Here is a 25774-nt window from a genome sequence, read left to right on the forward strand (position 1 = left end):
CTTTTTTTAAGCTGTTAACTCTTCAATTTTAACAATTTCGATGCCTGCTTTTTCTAAAAACATCAAACCAGAATCGTCTTTATATCCATCTTTATAAACCACACGAACTATACCTGCTTGATGTATTAACTTACTGCATTCTTTACAAGGTGATAATGTTATATATAAAGTTGCGCCTTTACAAGATTGTGTTGATGATGCTACTTTTAAAATAGCGTTAGCTTCTGCGTGTAAAACGTACCATTTTGTATAACCTTCGTCGTCTTCGCAATAGTTCTCGAAACCCGTTGGAGTACCATTAAAACCGTCGCTAATAATCATGCGTCCTTTTACAATTAATGCACCAACTTGCTTACGTTCGCAATGCGATAATTTGCCCCATTCTTTTGCGATCCTTAAATAAGCTTTATCGTATTTGTTTTGTTTAATTTTTGACATATTTACTATTAAGTCTTTCTGATTTTTTTTAATACTGAAATACCCGAAGTTCATTCAGTTTAATATCAAATATAGAAAATTCATTGCGCATACTACACTACTAACAACGAATATAGCGTGTTAGTATTTTAATTACAATTCAATTAATGAAGATTTATGAAGATTTATGAAAACTTTATCGTATGCTATTTTAATAAAGGGCTCTTTATTAACATAGGAATAACCAAACCTACTACTATTGCAGATACAACCATGATCCAATCTCGTTTAGTAAACCTAAAAACAGTTTGCGTAATATATCCCAAAAACAGAATAATAAATACAATTATTACCTGAGCTATTTCTATACCTAAAGCAAATTCAAGAAGTGTTAAAAGCTTATTACTCTCTCCTCCTACTAACAGCTTAAATTCTCTAGCAAAACCTAAACCGTGCACTAAACCAAAAAACAATGTTGAGATAAAAAGCACACCTATTTTCTCTTTCTGCGCTCCTTTTCCAGAGGTAAACACATTAAAAAGTGCAACAATTAAAATAGTAACAGGAATTAAAAACTCTACAAGATCCCCAGAAACCTTGACTGCTCCATATGTAGAAAGTATAAGTGATAAAGTATGCCCAACGGTAAAAATAGTTACTAGCATAAAAACACGTTTCCAATCTTTAAATAAATAAGGAACTGTTAAAACTATTAAAAATAAAACGTGATCGTAAGCATTAATATCTAGTACGTGATTAATACCATACTGTATGTTAAACCATAACTCTTGTAGCATTGTAGATAATATTTTGGGTGATGTAAATATATAATAAAAAGAGAAAAGCATCAACTATAAAGTTAATGCTTTTTTTATTGTACTCAAAGTGGGAATCGAACCCACACTTCCGAAGAAATTGGATTTTGAATCCAACGCGTCTACCAATTCCGCCATTTGAGCAATTACTGGAATACAAAAATATATCTTTTTTTGCGTAAATACCTTAAAAATAGTAGTGATTATGCTTCATAGATGAAAAAAAGTTATAAATTTGCACCTCATTAAAAATAACGTAGTGTTTTCCACTACTTTAAAACATTTTTACGATGCCAAATACTAAGCCAGACGCAAAAATTTTTTCAATAACGCAAAGTAAAGCTTTAGCCGAGAAAATTGCTGCAGCTTACGGAGTGCGATTAGGTAACGTAATTACATCGACTTATAGTGACGGTGAATTCCAGCCATCTTACGAAGAGTCTATTCGTGGTACAAGAATTTTTATAATTGGATCTACAAATCCAAGTTCTGAAAATTTAATGGAAATGTTATTAATGATTGATGCTGCAAAGCGTGCTTCTGCAAGACATATTACAGCAGTTTTACCATACTTTGGTTGGGCAAGACAAGATAGAAAAGACAAACCAAGAGTGCCAATTGCAGCAAAATTAGTTGCGAAAATGCTAGAAGTAGCAGGAGCTACTCGAATAATTACCATGGATTTACATGCAGATCAAATCCAAGGGTTCTTTGAAAAACCAGTAGATCATTTATTTGCATCCACTGTATTTTTACCTTATCTAAAGGAGTTAAATTTAGATAATTTAATGATTGCTTCTCCAGATATGGGTGGAAGCAAAAGAGCTTATGCCTATTCTAAAGCATTAGAAAGCGATGTAGTAATATGTTATAAACAACGCGCCAAAGCTAATGTGATTTCTCACATGGAATTAATTGGTGACGTAACAGGTAAAAACGTAGTTTTAGTAGACGACATGGTTGACACTGCTGGAACATTAACAAAAGCGGCCGATTTAATGATGGAACGCGGTGCACTAAGCGTAAGAGCAATATGTACACATCCAATATTATCTGGCAGTGCTTACGAAAGAATAGAAAATTCTAAATTAGAGGAATTAATTGTAACAGATTCTATTCCGCTAAAACAAGAAAGTAAAAAAATTAAAGTTATAAGTTGTGCAAATTTATTTGCAGAAGTAATGCATAATGTACATTTCAATAAATCTATAAGCTCTAAATTTTTAATGTAACCCTTTAGGTTATCCAAATAAATATATTAATAATTAAATTTAAATAACAAAAATGAAGTCAATTACAATCAACGGATCTCAAAGAGAAAGCGTGGGCGGCAAAGCAACTAAAGCCTTACGTAATGCTGGTCAGGTTCCTTGCGTATTATACGGAGGAGACAAATCAGTACATTTTTCAGCAGCTGAATTAGCATTCTCAAAATTGGTGTACACACCTAATGCGCATACAGTTGTAATCGAATTAGCCAGTGGAGACACTTTTAATGCTATTCTACAAGACATCCAATTTCACCCAGTTACAGATAGAATTTTACACGTAGATTTCTACCAAGTATTCGAGGATAAAGAAATTACTATGGATATTCCAGTAAACTATGTTGGGAACCCAAGAGGAGTTAAAAATGGTGGTGTTTTACGTAAAAACAAACGTAGCTTAAGAGTTAAAGCTTTACCAGGAAACTTACCAGATTTTATCGATGCCAACATCGAAGATCTTAAAATTGGTGACAAACTTTACATCAGTAAATTAGCATCTGAAGATTACACATTCATGCACCCAGACAATACTGTTGTGTGTTTAGTAAGACGTTCTAGAGCTGCTATTACAGTAGACGAAGATGAAGAAGGAGAAGAAGGAGATGCACCTGAAGAAGCTGCAGCTGAATAAAGATTCATTCTTTTAAAAAAATTATTAAAGCATCCTGAAATATTCAGGATGCTTTTTTATTTTTACTAAAATAATTCTAAATATGTTTGACTGTATTATTCAATTTTTCAAAAAAAACAAGAAAGCAAGCATTAGTGAAGAACAAGACCTTATGAAGAAATTTTTAATTGTTGGCTTAGGAAATATTGGCGAAAAGTATGCAAATACACGCCATAATATTGGGTTTAAAGTATTAGATAATTTTGCTAAAACTGAAGCATTAACTTTTGAAACTCAAAAACTAGGAGATATTGCCACTTATAAATTAAAAGGTAGAACTTTTATTTTGTTGAAACCAAATACTTATATGAATTTAAGTGGAAAGGCAATCTTATATTGGCTAACTAAAGAAAAAATTCCTTTAGAAAATTTATTAGTTATTACAGACGATTTAAACCTTCCATTTGGGAGTATTCGCATAAAAACAAAAGGAAGTGATGGTGGGCATAATGGCTTAAAAGACACTCAAGACAAGCTAAACACTACAAAGTACAATCGTTTTAGATTTGGTATTAGTGATGCGTTTACAAAAGGTAGACAAGTCGATTATGTTTTAGGAGAATGGACTAATGAAGAAAACAGTAAATTAGACGAACGTTTAGAAAAAGGGATAGAAATAATAAAATCTTTTGGCCTAGCAGGAATAAGCAACACTATGAATGGTTTTAATGGAAAATAAATTAACATCAAGAATTTCTTTATAGTACAAATTTTTACTATTTTTATGAAAATTTTAATACATAATTAATTTATACCATATTGACATGAAAAAAATTACTTTCAAACTATTACTCCTTACATTGTTTTGCTTACCCACTCTAGTGTTAGCGCAAAGCAAAACTGGTGATCAAATCAATAAATGTGGATCTGATCTATACAATGCTCAATTATTAGAAGACAATCCAAATATGATGGGTAGTGATTCTTTTAAATCTAAAATAGCTACTGAAATAGCTAAAGCTAAAGCTTTAAGAACCTCAAACTCAAATGGGATGGTTGTTGTAACTATACCTGTAGTTATACATGTATTCCATAATGGAGAACCAATAGGAACAGGACCAAACATTTCATACGATCAAGCTGTTTCTCAAATTACAGTAATGAATGAAGACTTTAGAATGATGATGGGTACGCCAGGTCAAAGTACTATGGGTGGAGTTGATTCAGAAGTTCAATTTGTATTAGCACAACGTACGCCAGATGGCTGTCCAACAAATGGAATAGATAGAGTTAATATTTGTCAAGATGGTATTACTGGTGTTGGAGCCAATAACGACCAAATTACTAACGATTTAATTGCACAAATGCAAGTTTTAAAACCTGCTTCAATTTGGGACTCTTCTCAATACATGAATATGTGGTCTGTAGCTTTTAATAATGGAGGATTATTAGGTTACGCTCAATTTCCAGGTGGAGGAGCAACTACTGATGGTGTAGTTTCTAATTATACAACATTTGGTAGTTCAGATTATGGAACATTCCCTTTAAACGCACCTTATAATAAAGGTCGTACTATGACTCATGAAGTTGGACACTATTTAGGATTATTCCACACTTTTCAAGGTGGTTGTACTGGTGGTGACCAAGTAGCAGATACTCCTGCTGTAGCAACTCCAAATTTTGGATGTCCTGCAGGAACAGATAGCTGCCCTACTGATGCTGGTGTAGATATGGTTGAAAACTACATGGACTACACAGATGATACATGTATGAACACATATACTCAAGGGCAAAAAGATAGAGTTCAAGCAGTTTTGGCAAATGTAAGAAGTGGTTTAACAACATCTAATGCTGCCACTCCTCCAACATCTGTAGCTACAGACGTTGAAATTGCCGTAGAAAGTACTAACGTAGCTTGCGGAACAGAACTAAATCCTGCTGTTATTATTACTAACTGGGGAACAGCAACATTAACAACAGCAACAATTGCTTACGATATAGATAATGGTACATCAACAAATTATACTTGGTCTGGAGCTCTAGCTTATGGAGAGTCTGAAATAGTAACATTACCTTCAATGACATCTTCTACAGGTAATCATGATATTAATGTATCTGTATCTACAGCAGGAGATGCTCGTGCTTGTAATGATACAGATTCTAATTGCTTTACTTTAACTGCAGCAGCTGGACCTTGTGCTTCTGTTGGTAACTCTACAGACACTTATTTAACGAGCACAACAGGTGTTATTTTTAATACAATTATTAATTTAAATAATAACCCTGGTCATCCTAACGATGTGGATAATGGCTATTCAGATTTTACAGCAATGTCTACTGACGTAATTAAAGAAACTTCACATGCTTTAACTGTTAATGTAAATACTGATGGTAATTATTATGTAAGTACCAAAGTATGGATTGACTGGAACCAAAATTGTAGTTTTAATGACGCAGGAGAAGAATATGATCTTGGTGAATCTCAAAATGTAGACCATGGACCAAGTTCAGGTTCTCCATTTGCAATTACTATACCTGCTGGAGCTACAGTAGGAACAACAGTTATGCGTGTTATTACAAAATGGGCAGGTAACACTGGAGGAGCAAATGCTCCTGTAGCTTGTGATAATGCTCATGACGGAGAAACTGAAGATTATACACTTAATGTTTTAGCAGCATTAAGCGTAGATGAGTTTGGTTTATCTGGAGTTTCAATATTCCCTAACCCTACAAATGACATATTAAACATAAAAGGATTAGAGACAACTCTAGAAAGCGTTGAAGTATATAGTGTTACTGGTAAAAGAGTAATAACTGCTTCAACTAACTTAGAAACAATAAATGTTAGCGCAATTGCTAATGGTGTTTACTTTTTAAAATTAAACACAGCTAATGCATCAAAAACAATAAAGTTTATTAAAGAGTAATTTTACTCATTAAATATTTAAAAGCGGATTGAAAGTAATTTCAATCCGCTTTTTCTATTTTTGTAATTAAATTGTTAAGCGTTGAAACCAGATCTAATCGAAAAAAGAAATACAGTAGTAACCATTGGCACCTTTGACGGTGTGCATATTGGGCATCAAAAAATAATTGAGCGCCTTATTGAAGTTGGAGAACTTAAGGATCTCACACCAACAATTCTTACTTTTTTTCCACATCCAAGAATGGTACTGCAAAAAGATGCAGACATAAAACTCTTAAATACTTTAAATGAAAAAGAACAAATACTTAAACAGTTTGGTCTTGAAAATTTAGTAGTTAAAAAATTCACTAAAGCATTTTCTCGATTAACCGCTGAGGAATTTGTTGAAACCATTTTAGTTAAACAATTAAATGTAAAACATGTAATAATAGGTTACGATCATCATTTTGGTAGAAACAGAACTGCTAATATTGACGATTTGAGAGCTTTTGGTAAGCATTATAATTTTGAGGTAGAAGAAATAACAGCTCAAGATATAAACGATGTAGCAGTAAGCTCTACTAAAATTAGAACAGCATTAACCGAAGGAGATATACAAACTGCAAACAGTTTTTTAGGCTACCCGTTTATTATCTCAGGAAACGTTGTTAGGGGTAAAGGTTTGGGAAGAACAATAGATTTCCCTACTGCAAATATTAAGATTAGTGAAAATTACAAACTAATACCAAAACAAGGTGTTTATGTCGTTAAATCTATCATCGATAAAGAAACCGTTTTTGGCATGATGAATATTGGCACAAACCCAACTGTTAATGGAAAAACGGAAACAATAGAAGTTCATTTTTTTAATTTTAAAAAAAAGATATACAATAAAACATTAACCATCGAGCTATTAGAAAGGCTTCGTGATGAAGAAAAATTTGAATCGATTGATACGCTTAAGCAACAACTATTAAAAGATAAAACCAACGCTTTACAGTTTATAAGTAATCATGCTCAATAAATTTCTTTTTAAACATATAGACAATAGCGCTTTAATAGTTTTTAGAATTATTTTTGGGCTGTTATGTTTTTTAGAATCTGTTGGTGCCATTTTTACAGGATGGATAACACGAACACTTGTAGAGCCTAAATTTACATTTACTTTTTTAGGTTTCGGATGGTTACAACCATTACCAGGAAATTGGATGTATATATATTATGTGGTTATGGGTAGTTTTGGCTTACTTATAATGCTAGGCTATAAATATAGATTGAGCGCGTTTATGTTTTTTACAATGTGGAGTTCTGTTTATTTTATGCAAAAAACGTCTTATAATAACCATTATTATTTATTGGTTTTACTAAGTGCTTTTATGGTTATTTTACCTGCAAACAAATATGCATCTATAGATGTAAAACTGAACCCTAAAATAAAAAGCATCTCGATGCCTGCTTGGTGTAAATGGATATTTGTAATTCAGTTATTAATACTCTACACTTACGCATCCAAAGCAAAGATGTATCCAGACTGGCTAGATTTAACTATGCCAACAATACTTATGCAAGGCAAAGTAAATTACCCTATTATTGGTGGCTTTTTACAAAATAGTTTTATGCCATATCTTGTTGGTTATGGTGGTATTATATTTGATGGTTTAATTATTCCTTTATTACTTTTTAAACGCACTAGAAAGTATGCTTTTTTTGCTTCAATTTTCTTTCATTTATTTAACTCCTTTGTTTTTCAGGTTGGTGTATTCCCTTATTTATCTTTAGCCTTTTCATTATTCTTTTTTAGTCCTGAAACGATTAGAACTATTTTTTTGAAAGGAAAAGAATATTATAGCAAAGCCGAAATTGTAATACCAAGTTACAAACCAATTTTAGTAACTTTAGGAAGCCTCTATTTTATTATTCAGATACTATTACCAATACGTCATCATTTTATTGAAGATGATGTTTTATGGACCGAAGAAGGCCATAGGCTATCTTGGCGTATGATGTTACGTTCTAAGTCTGGTTATACTAGTTTTAAGGTTGTTAATATTAACACTAAAGCAGAAACACCAATTAACTTAAACTCCTATCTTACAAAAAAACAAATTCGTTTGGTAAGCGCTAAACCAGATGGCATGTGGCAATTTGCACAATATTTAAAAAAAGAATACAAAAATAAAGGCGAAGACATACAGGTTTTTGTTAATTCTAGAATAAGTGTAAACGGCAAACCGCAAAAAGCATTTATTGACAAAAAAGTAGATCTTGCAAATGTAGAATGGAATTACTTTACACATAACGACTGGATATTACCTTCAAAATAAAAACAATTACCAATACTTGTTTTTTGGCTAACAAAATCTTACTATTTTTACCACTTTAAAACAAGAGTTACGATTTCGCGTTAGGGATGGAAACGGCATCCTTTTTTATTTTTATTAAAAAAGATATAGTGTACAGCCCGACCTTTAGGTAACGCCCAATTAAGTAAGTTCATTACAAGCAAAAACAAAAAATATGTTACAAGTACCATTTATTAGAGACAACAAAGAAGCTGTAATTACAGGTTTGGCAAAACGAAATTTTGATGCTAAAGATTTAGTAGAAGAAGTAATTAATTTAGACGAAGAACGTCGTGCGTTACAAACTAAATTAGATAACACTTTAGCCGAATCTAATACGCTTTCTAAGGAAATTGGAAACTTGTACAAATCTGGAAAAGCTGATGAAGCAAACCTGCTTAAAGAAAAAACGAGTGCTTTAAAGGAGGATTCTAAAACATTATCTGAAGATTTAAGTGCTGCTGAAGAAAAACTGCAAGGCTTACTATATAAATTACCAAACGTGCCTCATGAAAGTGTTCCTGCAGGAAAATCTGAAGAGGATAACGAAGAGATTTTTAACGAAGGTAGCATTCCTAAATTATACGATGGTGCGCAACCACATTGGGAGTTAGCAAAAAAGTACGACATTATTGATTTCGAGTTAGGGACTAAAATTGCTGGAGCAGGATTTCCTGTGTATAAAGGAAAAGGTGCAAGGTTACAGCGTGCTTTAATCGCTTATTTTTTAGATAAAAATACTGCTGCTGGTTATACAGAATACCAATTACCGCATTTAGTAAACGAGGCGTCTTGTTATGGTACTGGACAATTACCTGATAAAGAAGGGCAAATGTATCATGACTCTCGAGACGATTTATATTTAATTCCAACTGCAGAAGTACCTGGAACAAACATTTTTAGAGATGTTTTATTAAATGAAAGTGAACTACCTATTGGAATTACAGGTTACACACCTTGTTTTAGGCGTGAAGCTGGAAGTTATGGTGCACACGTTCGTGGTTTAAATAGATTACATCAGTTTGATAAAGTTGAAATTATTAGAGTGGAACATCCAGATAACTCTTACAAAGCTTTTGAAGATATGATTGAGCATGTAAAAGGTATTTTACGCGAGCTTAAATTACCGTTTAGAATCTTAAGATTATGTGGTGGAGATACTGGTTTTCCTGCTGCTATGACTTACGATTTTGAAGTATTCTCGACTGCTCAAGACCGTTGGTTAGAGATTTCTAGTGTTTCTAATTTTGAAACGTACCAAGCAAGCCGTTTAAAACTTCGTTTTAAAAATAGTGATGGTAAGAATGAATTAGCGCATACACTAAACGGAAGTTCTTTAGCATTACCTCGAGTTTTAGCTGGAATTCTAGAAAACTACCAAACAGAAAAAGGGATTGAAATTCCTGAAGCTTTAGTGCCTTATACTGGTTTTTCTATCATTGATTAATAGTGTAATATTTCTTACAAAATCGCTCTGTATTTTAAAAAAACACGATAAAGAGATAAAAAAATAAGCTGTTTAACGAATAATCTGATTTTTATTTCTTTTTTAGGAATATTTATATCATATTTATAATTCTCAAAACAAAACAACTAGTAAAATGAAAAATTTTAAACGCTTATTCCTACTTGCTGCGTTAATTGTTTTAGCAATGAAAGTTTTTGCGTCGGATTTCGACAAACTTATAATAGACAAAACAACTACCATTGTAATGGTAAGTAAATAAAATTAGTTTTCAAATTACAAAGATTCCCAGTCGAGTAATTGAATCGTTAAATATAATGATTAATAGCACATTTATTTAGATTGGCTAATGCCTGATTAATTTCAGGCATTTTTTTTGTCTTATATTTTAATTTTACTGCTTAAGGCATAACATTTGCTATATTTACGGAAAGACTTTTTATGCGGTTACTTTTTATTTTATGTTTTTTATTTAGCCTCAATGCGTTTTCGCAAGAGGATATTGTTGCGCGTGAATATTTTAAAAAAGGTAAATTTGAAAAAGCCTTGATTTCTTACCAAAAACTATATTCTAAAAACATAAAAGATAGAAAATATTTAAGCGCGTTAGTAAAAACACATCAGCAGTTAGAACAATACAAAGAAGCAGAAGCCTTACTTTTAAAATACACTACTCTTGTAAATTATCCTCCAGCACTTATAGAATTGGGTTACAATTACAAACTACAAAACGACACTTTAAATGCTAATATTAATTACCAAAAAGCATTACATGAATTAGAATTAAAGCCTAACTATGCTGGAATAATTGGGCGTACGTTTGAAGATTATTCGCTTTTAGACCAAGCTATTGAAACTTATAAAAAAGCGATGGTTGCAAAACCAGGATTAAATTACAATATGCAACTAGCTCGTATTTATGGAGAGCAAGGTAATATTGAAAAAATGTTTAACAGTTACATTGAGTTTTCTGAAATTAATATAACCTATATAAACACTATAAAAAGAGAATTTAGTAGTTTTATAAGTGAAAATAAAGACAATGAAAACAATACTATTTTAAGAAAAATTATCCTTAAAAAAATCCAAACAGATCCAGATTTAAAATGGAATGATTTGTTGAGCTGGTTATTTATACAGCAAAAAGACTATAAAAAGGCTTTTACACAAGAAAAGGCTATTTATAAAAGGCAAATGGAATCTTTAGATCGCGTAGAAGAATTAGCAAATATTGCATACACACAAAAACAACCAGAAGTCGCTAAAGAGATATTTCAATTTATTGTAGACAATACTCAGGATATAGATATTAAAATTAATGGGCATTACAATCTTCTTCAAATTGAAACAGAACAAGCAACCAAAAAAGATTACAAAGCGATAAACGAAAGTTATTTAACTTTATTAGAAACTTTTGGAAAAACAGGAAGAACAATAGACTTACAGATTGCTTATGGTCATTTTTTAGCATTCTATCTTGACCAAACTAATGAAGCAGTTGCATTTTTAAAAGACAGCTTAAAACTTGAGCTTGGTAATTACCAGTTAGCACAAATTAAGTTGGAGCTAGGTGATATTCTCGTTTTAGAAGAAAAATTTAACGAAGCATTAATTTACTATACTCAAATACAGCGTAGTCTTAAAAATAGCACTATTTCTCAAGAAGCGCGTTTTAAAGTAGCTAAAACAAGTTACTATAAAGGCGATTTTAAATGGGCAGAATCTCAGCTTAAAATATTAAAAGCATCTACATCACAGCTTACTGCAAACGATGCTTTAGATTTAAAATTATTAATAGGAGACAACAAATCTGAAGATTCTTTACAAACCGCTTTAAAACTGTATGCTAAAGCAGATTTGTTTGCCTTTCAGAATAAAAAAGAGGAATCTATCACGCTCTTAAATACTATTTTAAAAGACCATAAAACAGAAGCTATTGTTGCACAAACACTTTTAAAACAAGCACAATTGTTTGAAGAAAAAGAGCAATTTAATAAAGCAAAGGAAAATTACGAACGTATTATTTTAGAATTTAAAGAGGGCATATTAGTAGATGATGCTATTTATGCTTTAGCAGAAATATTCGCCAATAAGCTAGAGCAACCTAAAAAAGCAAAAGCACTTTACGAAAGCATTATTTTTGAGCATGCAGATAGTATTTATTTTGTAGAATCTAGAAAGAAATATCGCGCTTTACGTGGTGATGCAATTAATTGATTAGACAAGCAAACGGTCTTCAATTGCCAGGTAAATAACCATAAAATATTATCTTTTAAATTAATCTCACAAAACCATGATAGTTGCAGAAACCAACAGGCTAATAATCTCAGAGTTTACAATTAAAGACGCGCCTTTCTTTATGGAATTAGTGAATACTCCAAACTGGTTAAAATATATTGGAGAAAGAAATATTAAAACCATAAAACAAGCTGAAGAAAGAATAACAAACAGTCATTTAAATAGTTATAAAAACCATGGTTTTGGTTTTTATGTTTTACGTTTAAAAGAAAGTTTAAAACCCGTAGGAACGTGCGGTCTAATTAAAAGAGATACATTAGAAAATATTGATCTTGGTTTTGCTATGTTACCAGAATACGAAGGTTTAGGATTTGGTTTTGAATCCTCGCAAGCCATTATTAAATTAGCAAAAGAGAAATTTAAAATTGAAAAAATAGTAGCAATAGCACTAGAAATAAATAAGAATTCTATAAAATTGTTAGAAAAATTAGGCTTTCACTTTGAAAAAAAAGTAAAACCTTTTGAGGATAACGAAGAACTGCTGTTATTTGCAAAAAAATTATAATATAAAATGATAATTTACAACGTTACAATAAACATAGACGATAGTGCTCACGACCAATGGCTAATATGGATTAAAGAACATATTCCACAAGTATTAGCAACAGGTAAGTTTAAAGAGGCAAAACTTACTAAAGTTTTAATAGAAGAAGAAATGGGTGGACAAACCTACTCTATTCAATACAGAGCGCATTCTCGCGAAGCATTAGACTTGTATTACAAAGAAGATGCAGACCGTTTACGCAATAATGGCGCAAAATTATTTGCAGATAAAATGCTTGCTTTTAGAACAGAACTAGAAGTTATAGATGAATATTCAGTAGATATTAAATAATAGAGTTAATTTTGTTGTTCTGTATTTAAAGCAGAATTTATCTAAAAAAGTATTCTCCAATGGCAAAAAAATTCCACAATCCACACCAAGTAAAAGCAAAGAAGTTTTTAGGTCAGCATTTTTTAGAAGACGAAACTATTGCAGAACAAATTGGTGATGCATTATCATTAGAAGGTTACGACAAAGTATTAGAAATTGGTCCAGGAATGGGAGTTCTAACCAAATTTTTACTAAAAAAACCAATAACACTTTACGCTATCGAAATAGATAGAGAAAGTGTAGAGTATCTAAAAAACAACTACTTAAATCTTGCACCAAGAATTATTGAAAAAGATTTTTTAAAGTACGATATTTCAGAAACCTTTGGAGACGAACCTTTTGCAATATGTGGTAATTTCCCTTATAATATTTCTACACAAATTGTTTTTAAAACTTTAGAATTAAGACATCAAATTCCTGAATTTTCAGGGATGTTTCAAAAAGAAGTAGCAAAACGTATTTGCTCTCAAAACGGTAGTAAAGTTTATGGAATTCTCTCAGTTTTAGTGCAAGCTTTTTATAATGCTGAATACTTATTTACTGTACCACCAACCGTTTTTAATCCACCACCAAAAGTAGAATCTGGAGTATTAAAGCTTACTCGTAAAGCCGATTTTAGTTTACCATGCGACGAGAAACTATTTTTTAGAGTAGTAAAACAAGCCTTTATGCATCGCAGAAAAACATTACGTAACAGTTTAAAAACACTCGAATTAAGCGATAATTTAAAAGCAAATGTTATATTTGACAAACGTCCTGAACAGCTAGATGTTCAAGCTTTTATTGATTTAACAAGTTTAATAGAAAAAGACGAAAAGCAAATAGATTAATACCAAATATTTACCAAAACCTTTAGGCAAAACTTGAGGTAACATATTGGAAAATATTAAAAATGTTTTTAGTGGAAGAACAAGACGAAAATATCAAATTCTCAATAAACGACCAGCTTATTGAAAACGTAGAGCAATTAGTAGATTCTAAAAACGATAACGGTATTTTAGACCTGCTAAACGAGTACCACCACGCAGACATTGCAGAAATACTTGAAGATCTAAGCACAGATCAAGCCTCATACATTATTAGACTTTTAGATAGTGAAAAAACATCCGAAATCCTTATGGAAATGGATGAAGATGATCGTGAGAAAATCTTAGCAACACTATCTACAAAAGAAATTGCAGAGGAAATAGAGGAGCTTGATACAGATGATGCTGCTGATATGATTTCGGAGCTTTCCGAAGAACGACAAGAAGAAGTTATAGCATACATTGAAGATGCAGAACACAAAGCCGAAATCCAGGAACTTCTTACTTACGACGAAGATACTGCTGGAGGATTAATGGCAAAAGAGTTAATAAGAGTAAACGAGAACTGGACTGTAACAGAATGTGTAAGAGAGATGCGAGCACAAGCAGAAAACGTAACAAGAGTACACTCAATTTATGTTGTCGATGGAGACGAAAAACTAATAGGTCGCTTATCTTTAAAAGACTTGTTAATGGCCTCTCCACGAGCTCATATTTCTACAGTTTACGTACCAAAAGTAGACTATGTAGATGTTAATGAAGATGTAGAAGAAGTCGCCAGAATCATGCAAAAATACGACTTGGAAGCCATTCCCGTAGTCGATATAAACAAGATATTAGTTGGTAGAATTACCATTGACGATATTGTAGATGTAATAAAAGAAGAAGCCGAAAAAGATTACCAAATGGCAGCCGGTATTTCGCGAGATGTAGAAGCAGACGATAGTATTAAAAAACTAACAATAGCAAGACTACCTTGGCTCTTAATTGGTATGTTTGGTGGCTTAGGCGCTGCAAGTATTATAGAATCCTTTAACGATAGTATGGGAGATTTTATAGTACTCCTTAGTTTCGTCCCATTAATTCAAGCAACTGCCGGAAATGTAGGTGTACAATCGTCGGCAATTGTAGTGCAAGCACTTGCAAATAACAGTCTCGATGGTAATATTTTAAAACGCCTTTTTAAAGAATTTCTTTTAGGTTTAGTAAACGGTTTTGCTATTGCAATAATAGGCCTATTAATCACCCATTTTGCTTTTGGCACACCATACAACGTTTCAATTACCATTGCCATTGCCTTAGTTGCTGTTATTGTTATGGCTGCGTTAATTGGCACATTTGTACCAATATTTTTAGACAAAAGAGGTATCGATCCTGCTGTTGCAACAGGACCATTTATCACTACAAGTAACGATGTATTTGGTATCTTAACTTACTTTTTAATTGCTAAATTTATTTTAGGTTTTTAATATATTTTGCTTGTAACAAATTTTACTTTTTTGGGCGTTACCTAAAGGTCAGGCTGTCACTACTCGCTTTTTTTGAGAAAAACAAAAAAGAGCTCAAACATGCCGTTCCATCCTTAACGCAAATCTTCGTAACTTTAAAAGCTGTTTAATAAAAATAGTTCAGTCAAAAAAAAATAAAACGAATAGGCAATACCTTTTAATATGAAAATCCTTCACTTAGATTCAAATCATCCTTTATTAATAAACCAATTAAACGATTTAGGTTTTACTAATCATGAAAACTATTCAGATTCAAAAGAAATCATTCAAAAGATAATTCACGAATACGATGGTTTCATTATTAGAAGTCGTTTTAGTATTAATCGTGAATTTATAGATTCAGCCAAAAACTTAAAATTTATAGGTCGCGTAGGCGCAGGATTAGAAAACATAGACTGCGATTATGCTCAATCAAAAGGAATAACCTTAATTGCAGCTCCAGAAGGCAATAGAAATGCCGTTGGCGAACATAGTCTAGCTATGCTCCTATCTTTATTCAATAAACTTAACAAAGCAGATAGTGAAGTTAGAGAAGGCAAATGGTTGCGCGAAGACAATCGTGGACTAGAATTAGATGGTAAAACTGTAGGACTTATTGGCTACGGAAACATGGGAAAAGCATTCGCAAAAAAACTTCGCGGTTTCGATGTGCAAGTACTTTGTTACGACCTAAAACCAAATATTGGAGATGATAATGCAACACAAGTATCGCTAGAAGAACTTCAACAAAAAGCAGATGTTTTAAGTCTACACACACCAGAAACAGCTTTAACTGTTGGTATGGTTAATCAAACGTTTATCAATTCGTTTAAAAAAAACTTTTGGTTAATTAATACAGCAAGAGGCAAAAGTGTAGTCACTTCAGATTTAGTTTCTGCATTAAAAAGTGGTAAAATCTTAGGAGCAGGATTAGATGTTTTGGAATACGAAAAAGCATCGTTCGAAAATCTGTTTAGCCACGATAATATGCCAGAGGCTTTTAAATATTTAATTCAGTCTGAAAACGTGTTATTATCACCTCACGTCGCTGGTTGGACTATTGAAAGCAAAGAAAAATTGGCACAAACTATAGTCGATAAGATTAAAGCAGAATTTTATTAACTTTATGCTTTAACTAACTTTAAGCAAAATGACCTCTAAAGCAAAAACTCCCGAAGATTATATTGCGCAACTTCCCGAAGACAGAAAAGAAGCAATTACAAAGTTAAACAACCTTATAATAAAGCACATGCCAAAAGGCTTAGAGGCAGGAATGAGTTATGGAATGTTAGCTTACTATGTGCCAAAATCTATTTACCCAAATGGATACCATTGCAAACCATTTCCACCTTTACCATTTATAAATGTAGCTTCTCAGAAAAATTTTATAGCATTATATCATTCAGGAATGTACGCTAAAAAAGAGCTGCACGATTGGTTTGTAACAGAATATCCTAAACATTGCAAATACAAACTAGACATGGGAAAAAGCTGTATTAGGTTTAAAAAAACAGACGATATTCCTTATAGTTTAATCGAGGAACTTCTTAGTAAAATGAGTGTAGAACAATGGATAGAAATTTACGAGAAAGCAATTAAGAAATAATTATTAGTTTAATACTATTCAGGAATTCAATTTGTGAAATTCTGAAATAAATTATAACTAGATTCCCTTTTTCAAGGGAATAAAAACAAAATAGTTTTTATGAAAAAAAGAGTTACAGGAATTGGAGGATTATTTTTTAAAAGTAAAGATCCAAAAGCAGCAAAAGATTGGTACAGTAAACATTTAGGTTTTAATACAGACGATTATGGTTGTACTTTCTGGACAAAAGATAAAGAAGGAAAGGATTGCTCGACACAATGGTCTCCTTTTAAGGACGATACAACATATTTTGAGCCTTCAAAAAAAGAGTTCATGTTTAATTATCGTGTAGAAAACTTACACGAACTATTAGCTGCTTTAAAAGAAGAAGGCGTTACTATTGTTGGAAAAGTTGAAGAATACGACTACGGGAAATTTGGTTGGATTTTAGATAATGATGGTAACAAGATAGAACTCTGGGAACCAATAGATAAGGCTTTTTTGTAGGCAACCCTTTTTTTAGTACTTTTAAAGAATAATTAATCAACTACTAAAACAAAAAATAATGTCTGACGAAAAAAATTTAAAAGACGGTCTTGACGATATGTTAGGAGACGCAAAAGATGGTGCAAAAAAAGCAGCAGATAAGGCTAGTGAATTAGCAGAAGATGCTAAAGAAAAAGCAAGTGAATTTGCAGACGATGCTAAAGAAACTATTAGTGATTTTACCGATAGTGCAAAAGAAGCATTTACAGGCGCTACTGGTGAAAACAAAAAAGTTTTAGCTGGAGTTTTAGGTATATTATTAGGAGCTTTTGGAGTTCATAAGTTTATTTTAGGTTACACTAAAGAAGGTATTATTATGGCTGTAGTAGGCGTGTTAGGTTTCTTTTTATGTGGTATACCAACAATGATAGTAAGTGTAGTAGGTTTAGTTGAAGGTATAATGTATATAACTAAAACAGACGAAGAATTTTACAATACTTACCAAGTAGGTAGAAAACCTTGGTTCTAAATAAAAATTAAAAAACCGAATATTTTATAGTATTCGGTTTTTTGTTTAAATATAAAACGTAATATTGCAATATCACAATTACATAAAACAATGGGCTTTACTAAAAAACACATTTTTGACGAGCAGCAAAATCAAATAGCAAGTTTTACAAAAATGATTGGGCATCCTGCTAGAGTATCAATTATTCAGCATATTAGCCTAAACAAAGATTGTAACTGTAATAGTCTTGTAAAAGCAATTGGATTAGCACAACCAACTATTTCGCAGCATCTTGCCGAAATAAGAAAAACGGGATTATTAAAACAAACCATTAAAGGTAAAAACCTGTTTTATAGTATAAACCAGGATAAATTAAATGAGTCTAGACGTTTAATAAACGACTTCTTTGTAAAGACACAGGTTAACTGCTCTAAAGAATAAACAGTATTGTAATATAAGTTCTGTTTTCTTTTGCAAATAATTACAAACCGTAATCTAGAGGTAAAACATCACCTATTCTTTGATTACCCATAAAACCACTAAAAATAACTTTATCTATTGGAGAGTGATTACCTTGATTATCTATTTCAAAACTTTCTACTTTACTTTCGACACTAGACCTATTACCATCACATAAAACATCTAACTTTGATGTTATTGCAACTTTGGTAATATTTAAGCTGTCATTTTTTAAAATTCTAATATGACGAGATGGCTCTCTTTTAGTACTGTTTTTGAAAATTTGAAAATTTTCTTCATTAAGGCTATTACTTGCAATAGACCTCATAAAATGTAAGGTAGAACCTTTATAAGCTTTTTCTCTATTTAACAAAGCTAGCTTATGTTTACCTGAGTCTATATTCTCAAAAAACGTAGTCCCTGAGTAAGACATAAATGTGACCGTTTTAGATAACTTCTCTAAGTTTTTTCTGCCTTTTATTTTTATATCATAGTTAATATAAAAGTCTTCAATATCGTATGTTAAAACATAATCTAAACTTTCGTTTTTAACAATTACAGGAGCTTTGGCAGAAACTATTAGTTGCTTGGTTTCTCTTTCAAAATTTAAAACAAGAACCTCTTCATTTAAAATCACACATTTCTTTCCAAATTCTGAACGACCTAAAAACTCTCTTCTAAATTCTTTAAGTTTAAATTCTCTAGACCATTCATCTCTACTTTCTAAAACAACTTCTGATAAAACGTTTAAATCGACTTCTAATTTAAATGTTTTTTTACTTTCGAAATTTTTAACACTATGAATTTCTGTTTTAAAACCTACAAAAGACACAACTAAAGGTGTGCTTATATGTTGCTTTAAATTAATATAAAACTCACCATCAAAATTTGTGGTTGTACCAATAGATGTATTATCGAAATATACCGAAGCTCCAAAAATAGGTTCATTAGTTTTTTCATTTAAAACCACTCCTTTTAATTCCTGAGCAATAGAGGTTAAAAATGACAAAATAAACAATGATATTAAAACTACGTTTTTCATATAAGAAATCTGATTTAAGTATTTAGTATTCAACTAAGGTATTGTAGCTTATTAAAATTAAATTTTGAAGAATTAATTCTAAAAAAATTATATATGCTATATAAGTACTCCGAATTTAAACAATATATATAAAGAGAGAATAAATAATAACAAAATTAAAGTTTATTAGAACAACCCGTAATCTAAAGGTAAAACATCTCCTACTCTCTGCTTTGCCATAAAGCCTCCAAATAATACTTTATCTATTGGAGAGTAATTACCATAAGCATCAATAAAAAAGCGCTTAACCTGGCTTTGAATCGATGATTGTTTTCCTTTACAAAGAACGTTAAGCTTTTGAGAAAGTGACACCTCTGTTAGGTTTAAAGTATCGTTCTTAAAGGTTTTAATATGTAACGAAGGATCTGTTTGATAACTCCCTTTAAAAATTTTAAACTTTTCTTCCTTAAGTTTATTACTTGCAATCGCTCTCATAAAGTGTAATGTCGAACCTGTATACGCTTTTACTCTATTTCTTAAAGCACGCTTATGGTTTTTAGACTCTATATTCTCGAAAAAGGTGGTTCCAGAATAACCAACAGAAGCTACTGTTATAAATACTTTTTCTAAGTCTATATTAGCTTCTGTATCCATATTATAGTTAATATGAAAATTGTTTATATCATATTTTACAATATAATCTAAGGCTTCGTTTTTAACTATAATTGGCGCCTTTGCAGAAGCTATTAATTGTTTCGTATCACGTTTAAAATTTAAAACAAGAGCAGCTTCATTTAAGATAGTGCATTTTTCTGCGAATTCTGAGCGTCCTAAAAACTCTCTTTTAAATTTTTTAAGTTTAAACTCGCGAGACCATTCGTCTTTACTATCTAAAACAACTTCGGATAATGTATTTACATCTTCTTTTAGTTTAAAGATCTTATTAGTTTCAAAATTTTCTATTTTATAAATTATTCTTTCATATCCAACAAAAGAAATGACCAAAGGTGCATTAATTGTTTGTTTTAATGTAATTACGAATTCTCCATCAAAATTTGTAGTAGTGCCAATAGACGTATTATCGAAATATACTGAAGCTCCAATTATAGGTTCATTAGTGTTTTCGTTTAAAACAACACCCTTTAATTCTTGAGCAAATGAAGTTAAAAAAAAGAAAAAGAGTACTAACAGTAGTAAAACATTTTTCATATAAACAAAGCCATTAATCCTCGGCAATACTTCCAGGGAATTTACTTTCTAGTTCAGCTTGAAACTCCTCCATTACTGGACGCACTGTACTCTCTGGTAAATCTGATATTTTAATGTACATTAAACCATCTACTGCATCATTAAATAAAGGGTCGACATTAAAGCCTATAAGTCTACAATTTTGTTTAATGTACTTTTTAAGTAGTACAGGCAAACGTAAAGCACCTGGTTCTATTTCGTCTATAATCTTATCGAATTTATTTAAATCGGCTTCTGTAGCGTCGAAAACAAAGTCTTTATCTGCATCGTTTAGTTTTACCTTAAATTCTTTTTTAGGGTGTACATATTGGGCCACGTAAGGATCGTAATAGTGCGATTTCATAAACTCTATCATTAACGATTTAGAGAAGTTTGAAAACTGGTTACTAATACTAACACCACCAATAAGATATTTATGTTCTGGGTAACGTAAAGTGGTGTGTACAATACCTTTCCAAAGTAAAAATAGAGGCATTGGTTTTTGTTGGTATTCCTTTATAATAAAAGCACGTCCAAGCTCTAAAGACTCGCTCATCATTTTATAAAGCTCTGGCTCAAAACGAAATAAGTCTTGAAGGTAAAAACCATCGATACCATATTTTTCGAAAATCTTAGCTCCTAATCCCATTCTGTATGCTCCAGCTAATTTATTAGCTTCACAATCCCATAGAAACATGTGGTGATAATAACCATCGAACGCGTCTAAGTCAATAGCTTCATTTGTACCTTCTCCTACTTCTCTAAATGTAATTTCGCGTAAACGTCCAATTTCTCTTAGTATGTTTGGAATTTTTCTTGCTGATGATAAAAAGACTTCATAATTTTTGCTTTTTAATAATCTACTATCATCTTCACGAAGGAACTCTACTTCTTTTAACATTACTTTCGTGCTAACAGGAGTCACTATTTTTTTTGGTATCTTAACTGGCTTTGGCACTTTTAAAGTTGAAGAAATTGTATCTCTTAAATTCTCTTTAGGCTCAAAAGCATTAGATAACATATAGGTTTTTTTTCGAACAAATTCTGAAAAACTCTGAAGTGTTTCATGTTCGTTTTGGTCTTTTACAGAAATTGGTCGCCCTATTCTTACCTTAATTACACGTCTCTTTTGTGTTAATATTTCTGAAGGTAATTTTGCTGTTCTAAACGTATCACTAATTTTAGACAACGTATAAAAAAGTTTACTATTCTTAGCATGAAAATAAATTGGAACAATAGGTACGTTAGCTTTTTGAGCAAGTTTCATTGCTGCTTCCTCCCAAGGTTTATCTACCATTAGTTTACCATCCTTATAAGTAGAGACCTCACCTGCTGGAAAGATACCTAATGGGTGACCTTCTTTTAAATGTCTAATAGCGCTTTTAAAACCTGCAATACTTGATTTTACATCTTTACGGTCTTCAAAAGGATTAACAGGCATTATATAAGGCTTTAGTGGCTCTATACGATGCAATAAAAAGTTAGCAATTATTTTAAAATCAGCTCTTTGTTCGAGCATTAATTTTAACAACAAGATGCCATCAATACCTCCTAATGGATGGTTTGATACTGTTATATAAGCACCATCTTTGGGAAGTCTTTTTAAATCTTCTTCTGGTATTTCGAATTTAATTTGAAACTCATTTAAAATAGCATCTAAAAACTCGACTTCACTTAAGTGCTTGTTACGGTTATAGAATTTATTAAGTGTAGAGATTTTTAAAACCTTCATCAATAACCAACCTATAAACGTTCCAAATACACCGTATTTTTCAAGGTTTATTGCTTTTGAAACTTCTTTTGCAGTGACTAAAGACATTATTAATATTAATTTTTTTAAGCTTACAAATGTAAGCAATAGATTATTGAGTTACAACTTGTACAGTTTCTTGAAATAACTGCTTCAACAACACTGTTTTATCCTGTTCTAAATTTTTAATTGATGCTTCGTCATAATGCCTAATGGTATATAATGATACACTTTCATGACATTCTACTTTAAATTTAGCTTTTAAATGTAACAGTAATTTTTCTAAATTATTATAAGTGTTTTCAAAACAAACCGAAAAACTAATAGCAGAGTTTTGAATCATATCAACCTTCATTTTATAAAGCGCTAGTAAGTTAAAAATTTCACTAATATTTTCTTCTACTACATATGAAAAATCTAAAGTAGATAAGGATACTAAAACTTGATTTTGTTTTAAAATAAAACAAGGTACTTTTGGCTCAATACCTTGAGACTTATTTACTGTTGTTCCAGGATTTTCTGGATTTAAAAACGACTTTACATGCAAAGGAATTTCTTTGCGTTGTAATGGTTGTAAAGTTTTTGGATGAATTACAGATGCTCCATAAAAGGCAAGTTCTATAGCTTCGGTATAAGAAATAGTATTTAATAATTGTGTATTATTAAAATAACGTGGATCTCCATTTAAAACGCCAGGAACATCTTTCCAAATGGTTACACTTTGGGCATTTAAGCAATATGCGAAAATCGCAGCTGTGTAATCACTTCCTTCTCTTCCTAAAGTGGTTGTGAAATTGTTACTATCGCTAGCTATAAAACCTTGAGTAATATATAAAGTAGATTCTTTAACCTTGTTAATAATATTATTCTGGGTGGTTTCCCAATTTACATTTGCACGACGATAATAATCGTCTGTTTTTATACATTGTCTTACATCTAACCATGTGTTAGTTAAATGCATTTCGTTTAAATAATGACTAATAATGGTTGTAGAAACTAATTCGCCATAACCTATAACTTGATCGTAAATAAAATTATAATTTGGTGATTTATTACTTATAAAAAACTGTAGTAATTCTTTAAAATGCGCATCAACAGTATTAAAGACAGCGTGTTGTTTGTTGTTAAACAAATCCATCATAATATCGCGATGGTAGTTTTTTACGGTTTCTAATTCAGACTTAAAAGCATTGCTTTCATTTAAATATTTATCGATTACAACTTCTAGTGCATTTGTAGTTTTACCCATTGCAGACACTACAATAAGCCTATTTTCATAACCTACTTTTTCTAGTACTTTTACAACGTTTTTTACTCCGTTGGCATCTTTTACTGAAGCACCTCCAAACTTAAATACCTGCACTATATATTATTTAAATAATTTTTAATTCCGTTTTCATCTAGATGTACAACATCCCAATCGCGTTTAACATTTGCACCTTTTTTTTCGTAGAAAGCAATTGCAGGCTCATTCCAGTCTATAACCTCCCAACTTATGCGTTTAACACCCATTTTATTACCGTATTTTACAACCTCATCTAAGAGCACAGTGCCTAATCCGCTTCCTCTCATGCTTTTTTTAACAATTAAATCTTCAAGATGTAAAATTTCTCCTTTCCAAGTAGAATAACGTTTATAAACTAAGGCTGCTCCAACAACCTCGTTACCAGATTCTACAACAAAACAAGTAAATTTTGACTGTTTTCCATAACCATCTTCTTCAAGATTTTGCACTGTAATCTCAACAGCATCAGGTTCTTTTTCGAAAACAGCAAGCTCAACGATTAGATTATGAACACTTTTCATATCCTTTTTAGTTGCTAGACGTATTGAGTTCTTCATATTTAAAACATTTGAAAACCAAATATAGTTTAAAGTTAAATAAGCTAACATAATTACTTTTACGAAAACCTTGTAGTTGGTTAAAAAAAACGATATTTGCAAAAGCGAAAGTCTAAAACTATGTCTAGAAAAAATCAAACTTTAGGAGAATTTATTATTGAAAACCAATCATCTTTTAAATACACTTCTGGTGAATTATCAAGATTAATAAACTCCATTCGTCTAGCTGCGAAAGTAGTAAATCACGAAGTTAACAAAGCTGGTTTGGTAGATATTTTAGGAGCTGCAGGAGACACCAATATTCAAGGTGAAGACCAACAGAAACTAGACGTTTATGCTAACGAAAAATTTATACAAACCTTAACAAACAGAAATATTGTTTGTGGTATTGCAAGTGAAGAAGAAGACGATTTTATTTCTATAAATAGCCAAGACGAAAACAACCAAAATAAATATGTAGTATTAATAGACCCATTAGATGGCTCAAGTAACATTGATGTTAATGTTTCTGTAGGTACTATTTTTTCAATTTACAGACGTATAACACCAGTTGGGACACCTGTTACAATAGACGATTTTCTTCAAAAAGGAAATCAGCAGGTAGCAGCTGGTTACGTGGTTTATGGGACTTCTACAATGTTGGTTTACACAACTGGAGATGGTGTAAACGGATTTACATTAAATCCAGCTTTAGGAACACTTTATTTATCGCATCCAAACATGAAGTTCCCTGAAGATGGTAACATTTACTCTATAAACGAAGGTAATTACAACCATTTCCCTCAAGGTGTTAAAGACTATTTAAAATATTGCCAAAAAGAAGAAGACAATAGACCTTACACTTCAAGATATATTGGCTCTTTGGTTTCCGATTTTCATAGAAACATGATAAAAGGAGGTATTTACATGTATCCAAAAAGCTCTAAAAACGCTGCTGGAAAATTACGTTTACTTTACGAATGTAATCCTATGGCTTTTATCGCAGAACAAGCCAGTGGTAAGGCTAGTGATGGTTTTACAAGAATTTTAGATATAGAACCAACAGAGTTACACCAACGTGTTCCTTTTTTCTGCGGAAGTAAAAATATGGTAGAAAAAGCTGAAGAGTTTATGCAAAAGGCATAATAAACATGTTATACCAATACGCATTCAAAACAAATTATATAACTCACTTTAAAACATAATTGGCTTTATTCTAATTAATTTTGCTATTTTTACCGTGTTTTATTAAATTAAATGGTAATGGCAAAGAACGATAATAGCATAACTAACAATACAAACGCAACCGATTCTACTTCTAAAATTGATGCGATTAAGCAGCTTATTTTTGGAGAAAATATCCAAGAATATAATCATGAATTTGAAGCTGTAAAACAAGACATACTCAAGAAGAAGAAAGAATTAGAGAACTTACTTGATGATGTTAAGTCTGAGTTACTTCAAAATATTGATAACTTAAGTACAGATATTAATATTAGAATTACAGAACTAGAAAACACGCTAGAAGACAAAGCAGAGACTCTGGATGAGAAAAAATTAGACCGCAAACTTTTTGGTGATCTACTAATTAAACTTGGCGAGAAAATAAGTAACTAATTTGATTCTCACG

The 25774-nt window shown here is 31.5% G+C and carries 27 protein-coding genes and 1 tRNA gene; 20 read left to right on the top strand and 8 right to left on the bottom strand.

All coding sequences use genetic code 11. The features are described from left to right. Positions 1 to 6 precede the first annotated feature (6 nt). The 3 genes from CW733_RS11290 to CW733_RS11300 form a co-directional block, all read right to left on the bottom strand. Positions 7 to 438, bottom strand: a complete 432-nt coding sequence (locus tag CW733_RS11290; protein WP_100998798.1) for a dCMP deaminase family protein — start codon at positions 436 to 438, stop codon at positions 7 to 9. A 185-nt stretch (positions 439 to 623) separates the two neighbouring features. Beyond that, complete coding sequence (locus CW733_RS11295) at positions 624 to 1214, bottom strand: HupE/UreJ family protein (RefSeq protein ID WP_100997280.1); 591 nt, start codon at positions 1212 to 1214, stop codon at positions 624 to 626. A gap of 80 nt (positions 1215 to 1294) precedes the next feature. Further along, positions 1295 to 1376, bottom strand: a tRNA-Leu gene (locus tag CW733_RS11300). A gap of 146 nt (positions 1377 to 1522) precedes the next feature. Between CW733_RS11300 and CW733_RS11305 the strand changes: the two genes are divergently transcribed. The 18 genes from CW733_RS11305 (at position 1523) to CW733_RS11385 (ending at position 18307) form a co-directional block, all read left to right on the top strand. Continuing rightward, complete coding sequence (locus tag CW733_RS11305; RefSeq protein ID WP_100997281.1) at positions 1523 to 2464, top strand: ribose-phosphate pyrophosphokinase; 942 nt, start codon at positions 1523 to 1525, stop codon at positions 2462 to 2464. A gap of 52 nt (positions 2465 to 2516) precedes the next feature. Further along, positions 2517 to 3131 carry a 50S ribosomal protein L25/general stress protein Ctc gene (locus CW733_RS11310; RefSeq protein WP_100997282.1) on the top strand — a complete coding sequence of 205 codons (615 nt, stop codon included), beginning with the start codon at positions 2517 to 2519 and terminating at the stop codon, positions 3129 to 3131. A gap of 151 nt (positions 3132 to 3282) precedes the next feature. Then, positions 3283 to 3849 (top strand): aminoacyl-tRNA hydrolase, encoded by a 567-nt coding sequence (gene pth, locus CW733_RS11315; RefSeq protein WP_100998800.1) that lies wholly within the window; start codon positions 3283 to 3285, stop codon positions 3847 to 3849. 85 nt (positions 3850 to 3934) lie between these two features. After that, positions 3935 to 6037 (top strand): M43 family zinc metalloprotease, encoded by a 2103-nt coding sequence (locus CW733_RS11320; RefSeq protein WP_100997283.1) that lies wholly within the window; start codon positions 3935 to 3937, stop codon positions 6035 to 6037. Positions 6038 to 6118: 81 nt separating this feature from the next. Beyond that, positions 6119 to 7039, top strand: a complete 921-nt coding sequence (locus tag CW733_RS11325) for a bifunctional riboflavin kinase/FAD synthetase (protein WP_100997284.1) — start codon at positions 6119 to 6121, stop codon at positions 7037 to 7039. Further along, positions 7029 to 8339 (top strand): HTTM domain-containing protein, encoded by a 1311-nt coding sequence (locus CW733_RS11330; RefSeq protein ID WP_100997285.1) that lies wholly within the window; start codon positions 7029 to 7031, stop codon positions 8337 to 8339. The genes CW733_RS11325 and CW733_RS11330 overlap by 11 nt, the downstream gene beginning before the upstream one ends. A gap of 193 nt (positions 8340 to 8532) precedes the next feature. Further along, on the top strand, positions 8533 to 9804 hold the full coding sequence (gene serS / locus CW733_RS11335; protein WP_100997286.1) for a serine--tRNA ligase: 1272 nt from the start codon (positions 8533 to 8535) through the stop codon (positions 9802 to 9804). A 154-nt stretch (positions 9805 to 9958) separates the two neighbouring features. Then, the gene (locus CW733_RS16710; protein WP_255411457.1) at positions 9959 to 10084 is read left to right on the top strand and encodes a hypothetical protein; all 126 of its coding nucleotides are present in this window, start codon (positions 9959 to 9961) and stop codon (positions 10082 to 10084) included. A gap of 179 nt (positions 10085 to 10263) precedes the next feature. Continuing rightward, complete coding sequence (locus CW733_RS11340; RefSeq protein WP_100997287.1) at positions 10264 to 12039, top strand: tetratricopeptide repeat protein; 1776 nt, start codon at positions 10264 to 10266, stop codon at positions 12037 to 12039. A gap of 76 nt (positions 12040 to 12115) precedes the next feature. Beyond that, positions 12116 to 12625 (top strand): GNAT family N-acetyltransferase, encoded by a 510-nt coding sequence (locus CW733_RS11345; RefSeq protein WP_100997288.1) that lies wholly within the window; start codon positions 12116 to 12118, stop codon positions 12623 to 12625. 6 nt (positions 12626 to 12631) lie between these two features. Further along, positions 12632 to 12955, top strand: coding sequence for a DUF4286 family protein (locus CW733_RS11350; protein ID WP_100997289.1), 324 nt, complete (start codon positions 12632 to 12634; stop codon positions 12953 to 12955). A 59-nt stretch (positions 12956 to 13014) separates the two neighbouring features. Further along, positions 13015 to 13824 carry a 16S rRNA (adenine(1518)-N(6)/adenine(1519)-N(6))-dimethyltransferase RsmA gene (gene rsmA, locus CW733_RS11355; protein WP_100997290.1) on the top strand — a complete coding sequence of 270 codons (810 nt, stop codon included), beginning with the start codon at positions 13015 to 13017 and terminating at the stop codon, positions 13822 to 13824. Between the two features lie 62 nt (positions 13825 to 13886). Then, positions 13887 to 15269, top strand: a complete 1383-nt coding sequence (gene mgtE / locus CW733_RS11360; protein WP_100997291.1) for a magnesium transporter — start codon at positions 13887 to 13889, stop codon at positions 15267 to 15269. Between the two features lie 201 nt (positions 15270 to 15470). Continuing rightward, positions 15471 to 16409, top strand: coding sequence for a 2-hydroxyacid dehydrogenase (locus tag CW733_RS11365; RefSeq protein ID WP_100997292.1), 939 nt, complete (start codon positions 15471 to 15473; stop codon positions 16407 to 16409). A gap of 28 nt (positions 16410 to 16437) precedes the next feature. After that, positions 16438 to 16893 (top strand): DUF1801 domain-containing protein, encoded by a 456-nt coding sequence (locus CW733_RS11370; protein WP_100997293.1) that lies wholly within the window; start codon positions 16438 to 16440, stop codon positions 16891 to 16893. 99 nt (positions 16894 to 16992) lie between these two features. Beyond that, positions 16993 to 17379: a VOC family protein gene (locus CW733_RS11375; RefSeq protein WP_100997294.1), complete on the top strand. Its 387-nt coding sequence runs from the start codon at positions 16993 to 16995 to the stop codon at positions 17377 to 17379. Positions 17380 to 17437: 58 nt separating this feature from the next. Further along, on the top strand, positions 17438 to 17887 hold the full coding sequence (locus CW733_RS11380; protein WP_100997295.1) for an NINE protein: 450 nt from the start codon (positions 17438 to 17440) through the stop codon (positions 17885 to 17887). Positions 17888 to 17977: 90 nt separating this feature from the next. Next, positions 17978 to 18307: a helix-turn-helix transcriptional regulator gene (locus CW733_RS11385; RefSeq protein WP_100997296.1), complete on the top strand. Its 330-nt coding sequence runs from the start codon at positions 17978 to 17980 to the stop codon at positions 18305 to 18307. A gap of 40 nt (positions 18308 to 18347) precedes the next feature. On the opposite strand, the gene CW733_RS11390 is transcribed toward CW733_RS11385, so the two are convergent. The 5 genes from CW733_RS11390 to CW733_RS11410 all read right to left on the bottom strand — a co-directional run bounded on the left by CW733_RS11390 (position 18348) and on the right by CW733_RS11410 (position 24165). Continuing rightward, on the bottom strand, positions 18348 to 19367 hold the full coding sequence (locus CW733_RS11390; RefSeq protein WP_100997297.1) for a carboxypeptidase-like regulatory domain-containing protein: 1020 nt from the start codon (positions 19365 to 19367) through the stop codon (positions 18348 to 18350). A 165-nt stretch (positions 19368 to 19532) separates the two neighbouring features. Beyond that, positions 19533 to 20555 (bottom strand): carboxypeptidase-like regulatory domain-containing protein, encoded by a 1023-nt coding sequence (locus tag CW733_RS11395; RefSeq protein ID WP_100997298.1) that lies wholly within the window; start codon positions 20553 to 20555, stop codon positions 19533 to 19535. A gap of 13 nt (positions 20556 to 20568) precedes the next feature. Beyond that, on the bottom strand, positions 20569 to 22392 hold the full coding sequence (locus CW733_RS11400; protein ID WP_100997299.1) for a lysophospholipid acyltransferase family protein: 1824 nt from the start codon (positions 22390 to 22392) through the stop codon (positions 20569 to 20571). 43 nt (positions 22393 to 22435) lie between these two features. After that, a complete protein-coding gene (locus tag CW733_RS11405; RefSeq protein ID WP_100997300.1) occupies positions 22436 to 23686 on the bottom strand; it encodes an aspartate kinase in 1251 nt (416 codons plus the stop codon). Further along, the gene (locus CW733_RS11410; protein WP_100998802.1) at positions 23686 to 24165 is read right to left on the bottom strand and encodes a GNAT family N-acetyltransferase; all 480 of its coding nucleotides are present in this window, start codon (positions 24163 to 24165) and stop codon (positions 23686 to 23688) included. Before CW733_RS11410 ends, CW733_RS11405 begins: the two co-directional genes overlap by 1 nt. Before the next feature lie 120 nt (positions 24166 to 24285). On the opposite strand from CW733_RS11410, the gene fbp reads away from it, so the two are divergent. Together fbp and CW733_RS11420 are read left to right on the top strand one after the other, a co-directional pair. Continuing rightward, complete coding sequence (gene fbp, locus CW733_RS11415) at positions 24286 to 25290, top strand: class 1 fructose-bisphosphatase (RefSeq protein ID WP_100997301.1); 1005 nt, start codon at positions 24286 to 24288, stop codon at positions 25288 to 25290. Between the two features lie 117 nt (positions 25291 to 25407). Beyond that, positions 25408 to 25761, top strand: coding sequence for a fructose 1,6-bisphosphatase (locus tag CW733_RS11420; protein ID WP_100998804.1), 354 nt, complete (start codon positions 25408 to 25410; stop codon positions 25759 to 25761). Positions 25762 to 25774 lie beyond the last annotated feature (13 nt).

The sequence above is a fragment of the Lacinutrix sp. Bg11-31 genome, from assembly GCF_002831665.1.
GTDB lineage: Bacteria > Bacteroidota > Bacteroidia > Flavobacteriales > Flavobacteriaceae > Lacinutrix.

What these genes read in the sequence shown, in the direction of transcription:
- CW733_RS11290 (WP_100998798.1), bottom strand. Translation starts at nt 438, where the DNA reads ATGTCAAAAATTAAACAAAACAAATACGATAAAGCTTATTTAAGGATC.
- CW733_RS11295 (WP_100997280.1), bottom strand. Translation starts at nt 1,214, where the DNA reads ATGCTACAAGAGTTATGGTTTAACATACAGTATGGTATTAATCACGTA.
- CW733_RS11305 (WP_100997281.1), top strand. Translation starts at nt 1,523, where the DNA reads ATGCCAAATACTAAGCCAGACGCAAAAATTTTTTCAATAACGCAAAGT.
- CW733_RS11310 (WP_100997282.1), top strand. Translation starts at nt 2,517, where the DNA reads ATGAAGTCAATTACAATCAACGGATCTCAAAGAGAAAGCGTGGGCGGC.
- pth (WP_100998800.1), top strand. Translation starts at nt 3,283, where the DNA reads ATGAAGAAATTTTTAATTGTTGGCTTAGGAAATATTGGCGAAAAGTAT.
- CW733_RS11320 (WP_100997283.1), top strand. Translation starts at nt 3,935, where the DNA reads ATGAAAAAAATTACTTTCAAACTATTACTCCTTACATTGTTTTGCTTA.
- CW733_RS11330 (WP_100997285.1), top strand. Translation starts at nt 7,029, where the DNA reads ATGCTCAATAAATTTCTTTTTAAACATATAGACAATAGCGCTTTAATA.
- serS (WP_100997286.1), top strand. Translation starts at nt 8,533, where the DNA reads ATGTTACAAGTACCATTTATTAGAGACAACAAAGAAGCTGTAATTACA.
- CW733_RS16710 (WP_255411457.1), top strand. Translation starts at nt 9,959, where the DNA reads ATGAAAAATTTTAAACGCTTATTCCTACTTGCTGCGTTAATTGTTTTA.
- CW733_RS11340 (WP_100997287.1), top strand. Translation starts at nt 10,264, where the DNA reads ATGCGGTTACTTTTTATTTTATGTTTTTTATTTAGCCTCAATGCGTTT.
- CW733_RS11345 (WP_100997288.1), top strand. Translation starts at nt 12,116, where the DNA reads ATGATAGTTGCAGAAACCAACAGGCTAATAATCTCAGAGTTTACAATT.
- CW733_RS11350 (WP_100997289.1), top strand. Translation starts at nt 12,632, where the DNA reads ATGATAATTTACAACGTTACAATAAACATAGACGATAGTGCTCACGAC.
- rsmA (WP_100997290.1), top strand. Translation starts at nt 13,015, where the DNA reads ATGGCAAAAAAATTCCACAATCCACACCAAGTAAAAGCAAAGAAGTTT.
- mgtE (WP_100997291.1), top strand. Translation starts at nt 13,887, where the DNA reads ATGTTTTTAGTGGAAGAACAAGACGAAAATATCAAATTCTCAATAAAC.
- CW733_RS11365 (WP_100997292.1), top strand. Translation starts at nt 15,471, where the DNA reads ATGAAAATCCTTCACTTAGATTCAAATCATCCTTTATTAATAAACCAA.
- CW733_RS11370 (WP_100997293.1), top strand. Translation starts at nt 16,438, where the DNA reads ATGACCTCTAAAGCAAAAACTCCCGAAGATTATATTGCGCAACTTCCC.
- CW733_RS11375 (WP_100997294.1), top strand. Translation starts at nt 16,993, where the DNA reads ATGAAAAAAAGAGTTACAGGAATTGGAGGATTATTTTTTAAAAGTAAA.
- CW733_RS11380 (WP_100997295.1), top strand. Translation starts at nt 17,438, where the DNA reads ATGTCTGACGAAAAAAATTTAAAAGACGGTCTTGACGATATGTTAGGA.
- CW733_RS11385 (WP_100997296.1), top strand. Translation starts at nt 17,978, where the DNA reads ATGGGCTTTACTAAAAAACACATTTTTGACGAGCAGCAAAATCAAATA.
- CW733_RS11390 (WP_100997297.1), bottom strand. Translation starts at nt 19,367, where the DNA reads ATGAAAAACGTAGTTTTAATATCATTGTTTATTTTGTCATTTTTAACC.
- CW733_RS11395 (WP_100997298.1), bottom strand. Translation starts at nt 20,555, where the DNA reads ATGAAAAATGTTTTACTACTGTTAGTACTCTTTTTCTTTTTTTTAACT.
- CW733_RS11400 (WP_100997299.1), bottom strand. Translation starts at nt 22,392, where the DNA reads ATGTCTTTAGTCACTGCAAAAGAAGTTTCAAAAGCAATAAACCTTGAA.
- CW733_RS11410 (WP_100998802.1), bottom strand. Translation starts at nt 24,165, where the DNA reads ATGAAGAACTCAATACGTCTAGCAACTAAAAAGGATATGAAAAGTGTT.
- fbp (WP_100997301.1), top strand. Translation starts at nt 24,286, where the DNA reads ATGTCTAGAAAAAATCAAACTTTAGGAGAATTTATTATTGAAAACCAA.
- CW733_RS11420 (WP_100998804.1), top strand. Translation starts at nt 25,408, where the DNA reads ATGGCAAAGAACGATAATAGCATAACTAACAATACAAACGCAACCGAT.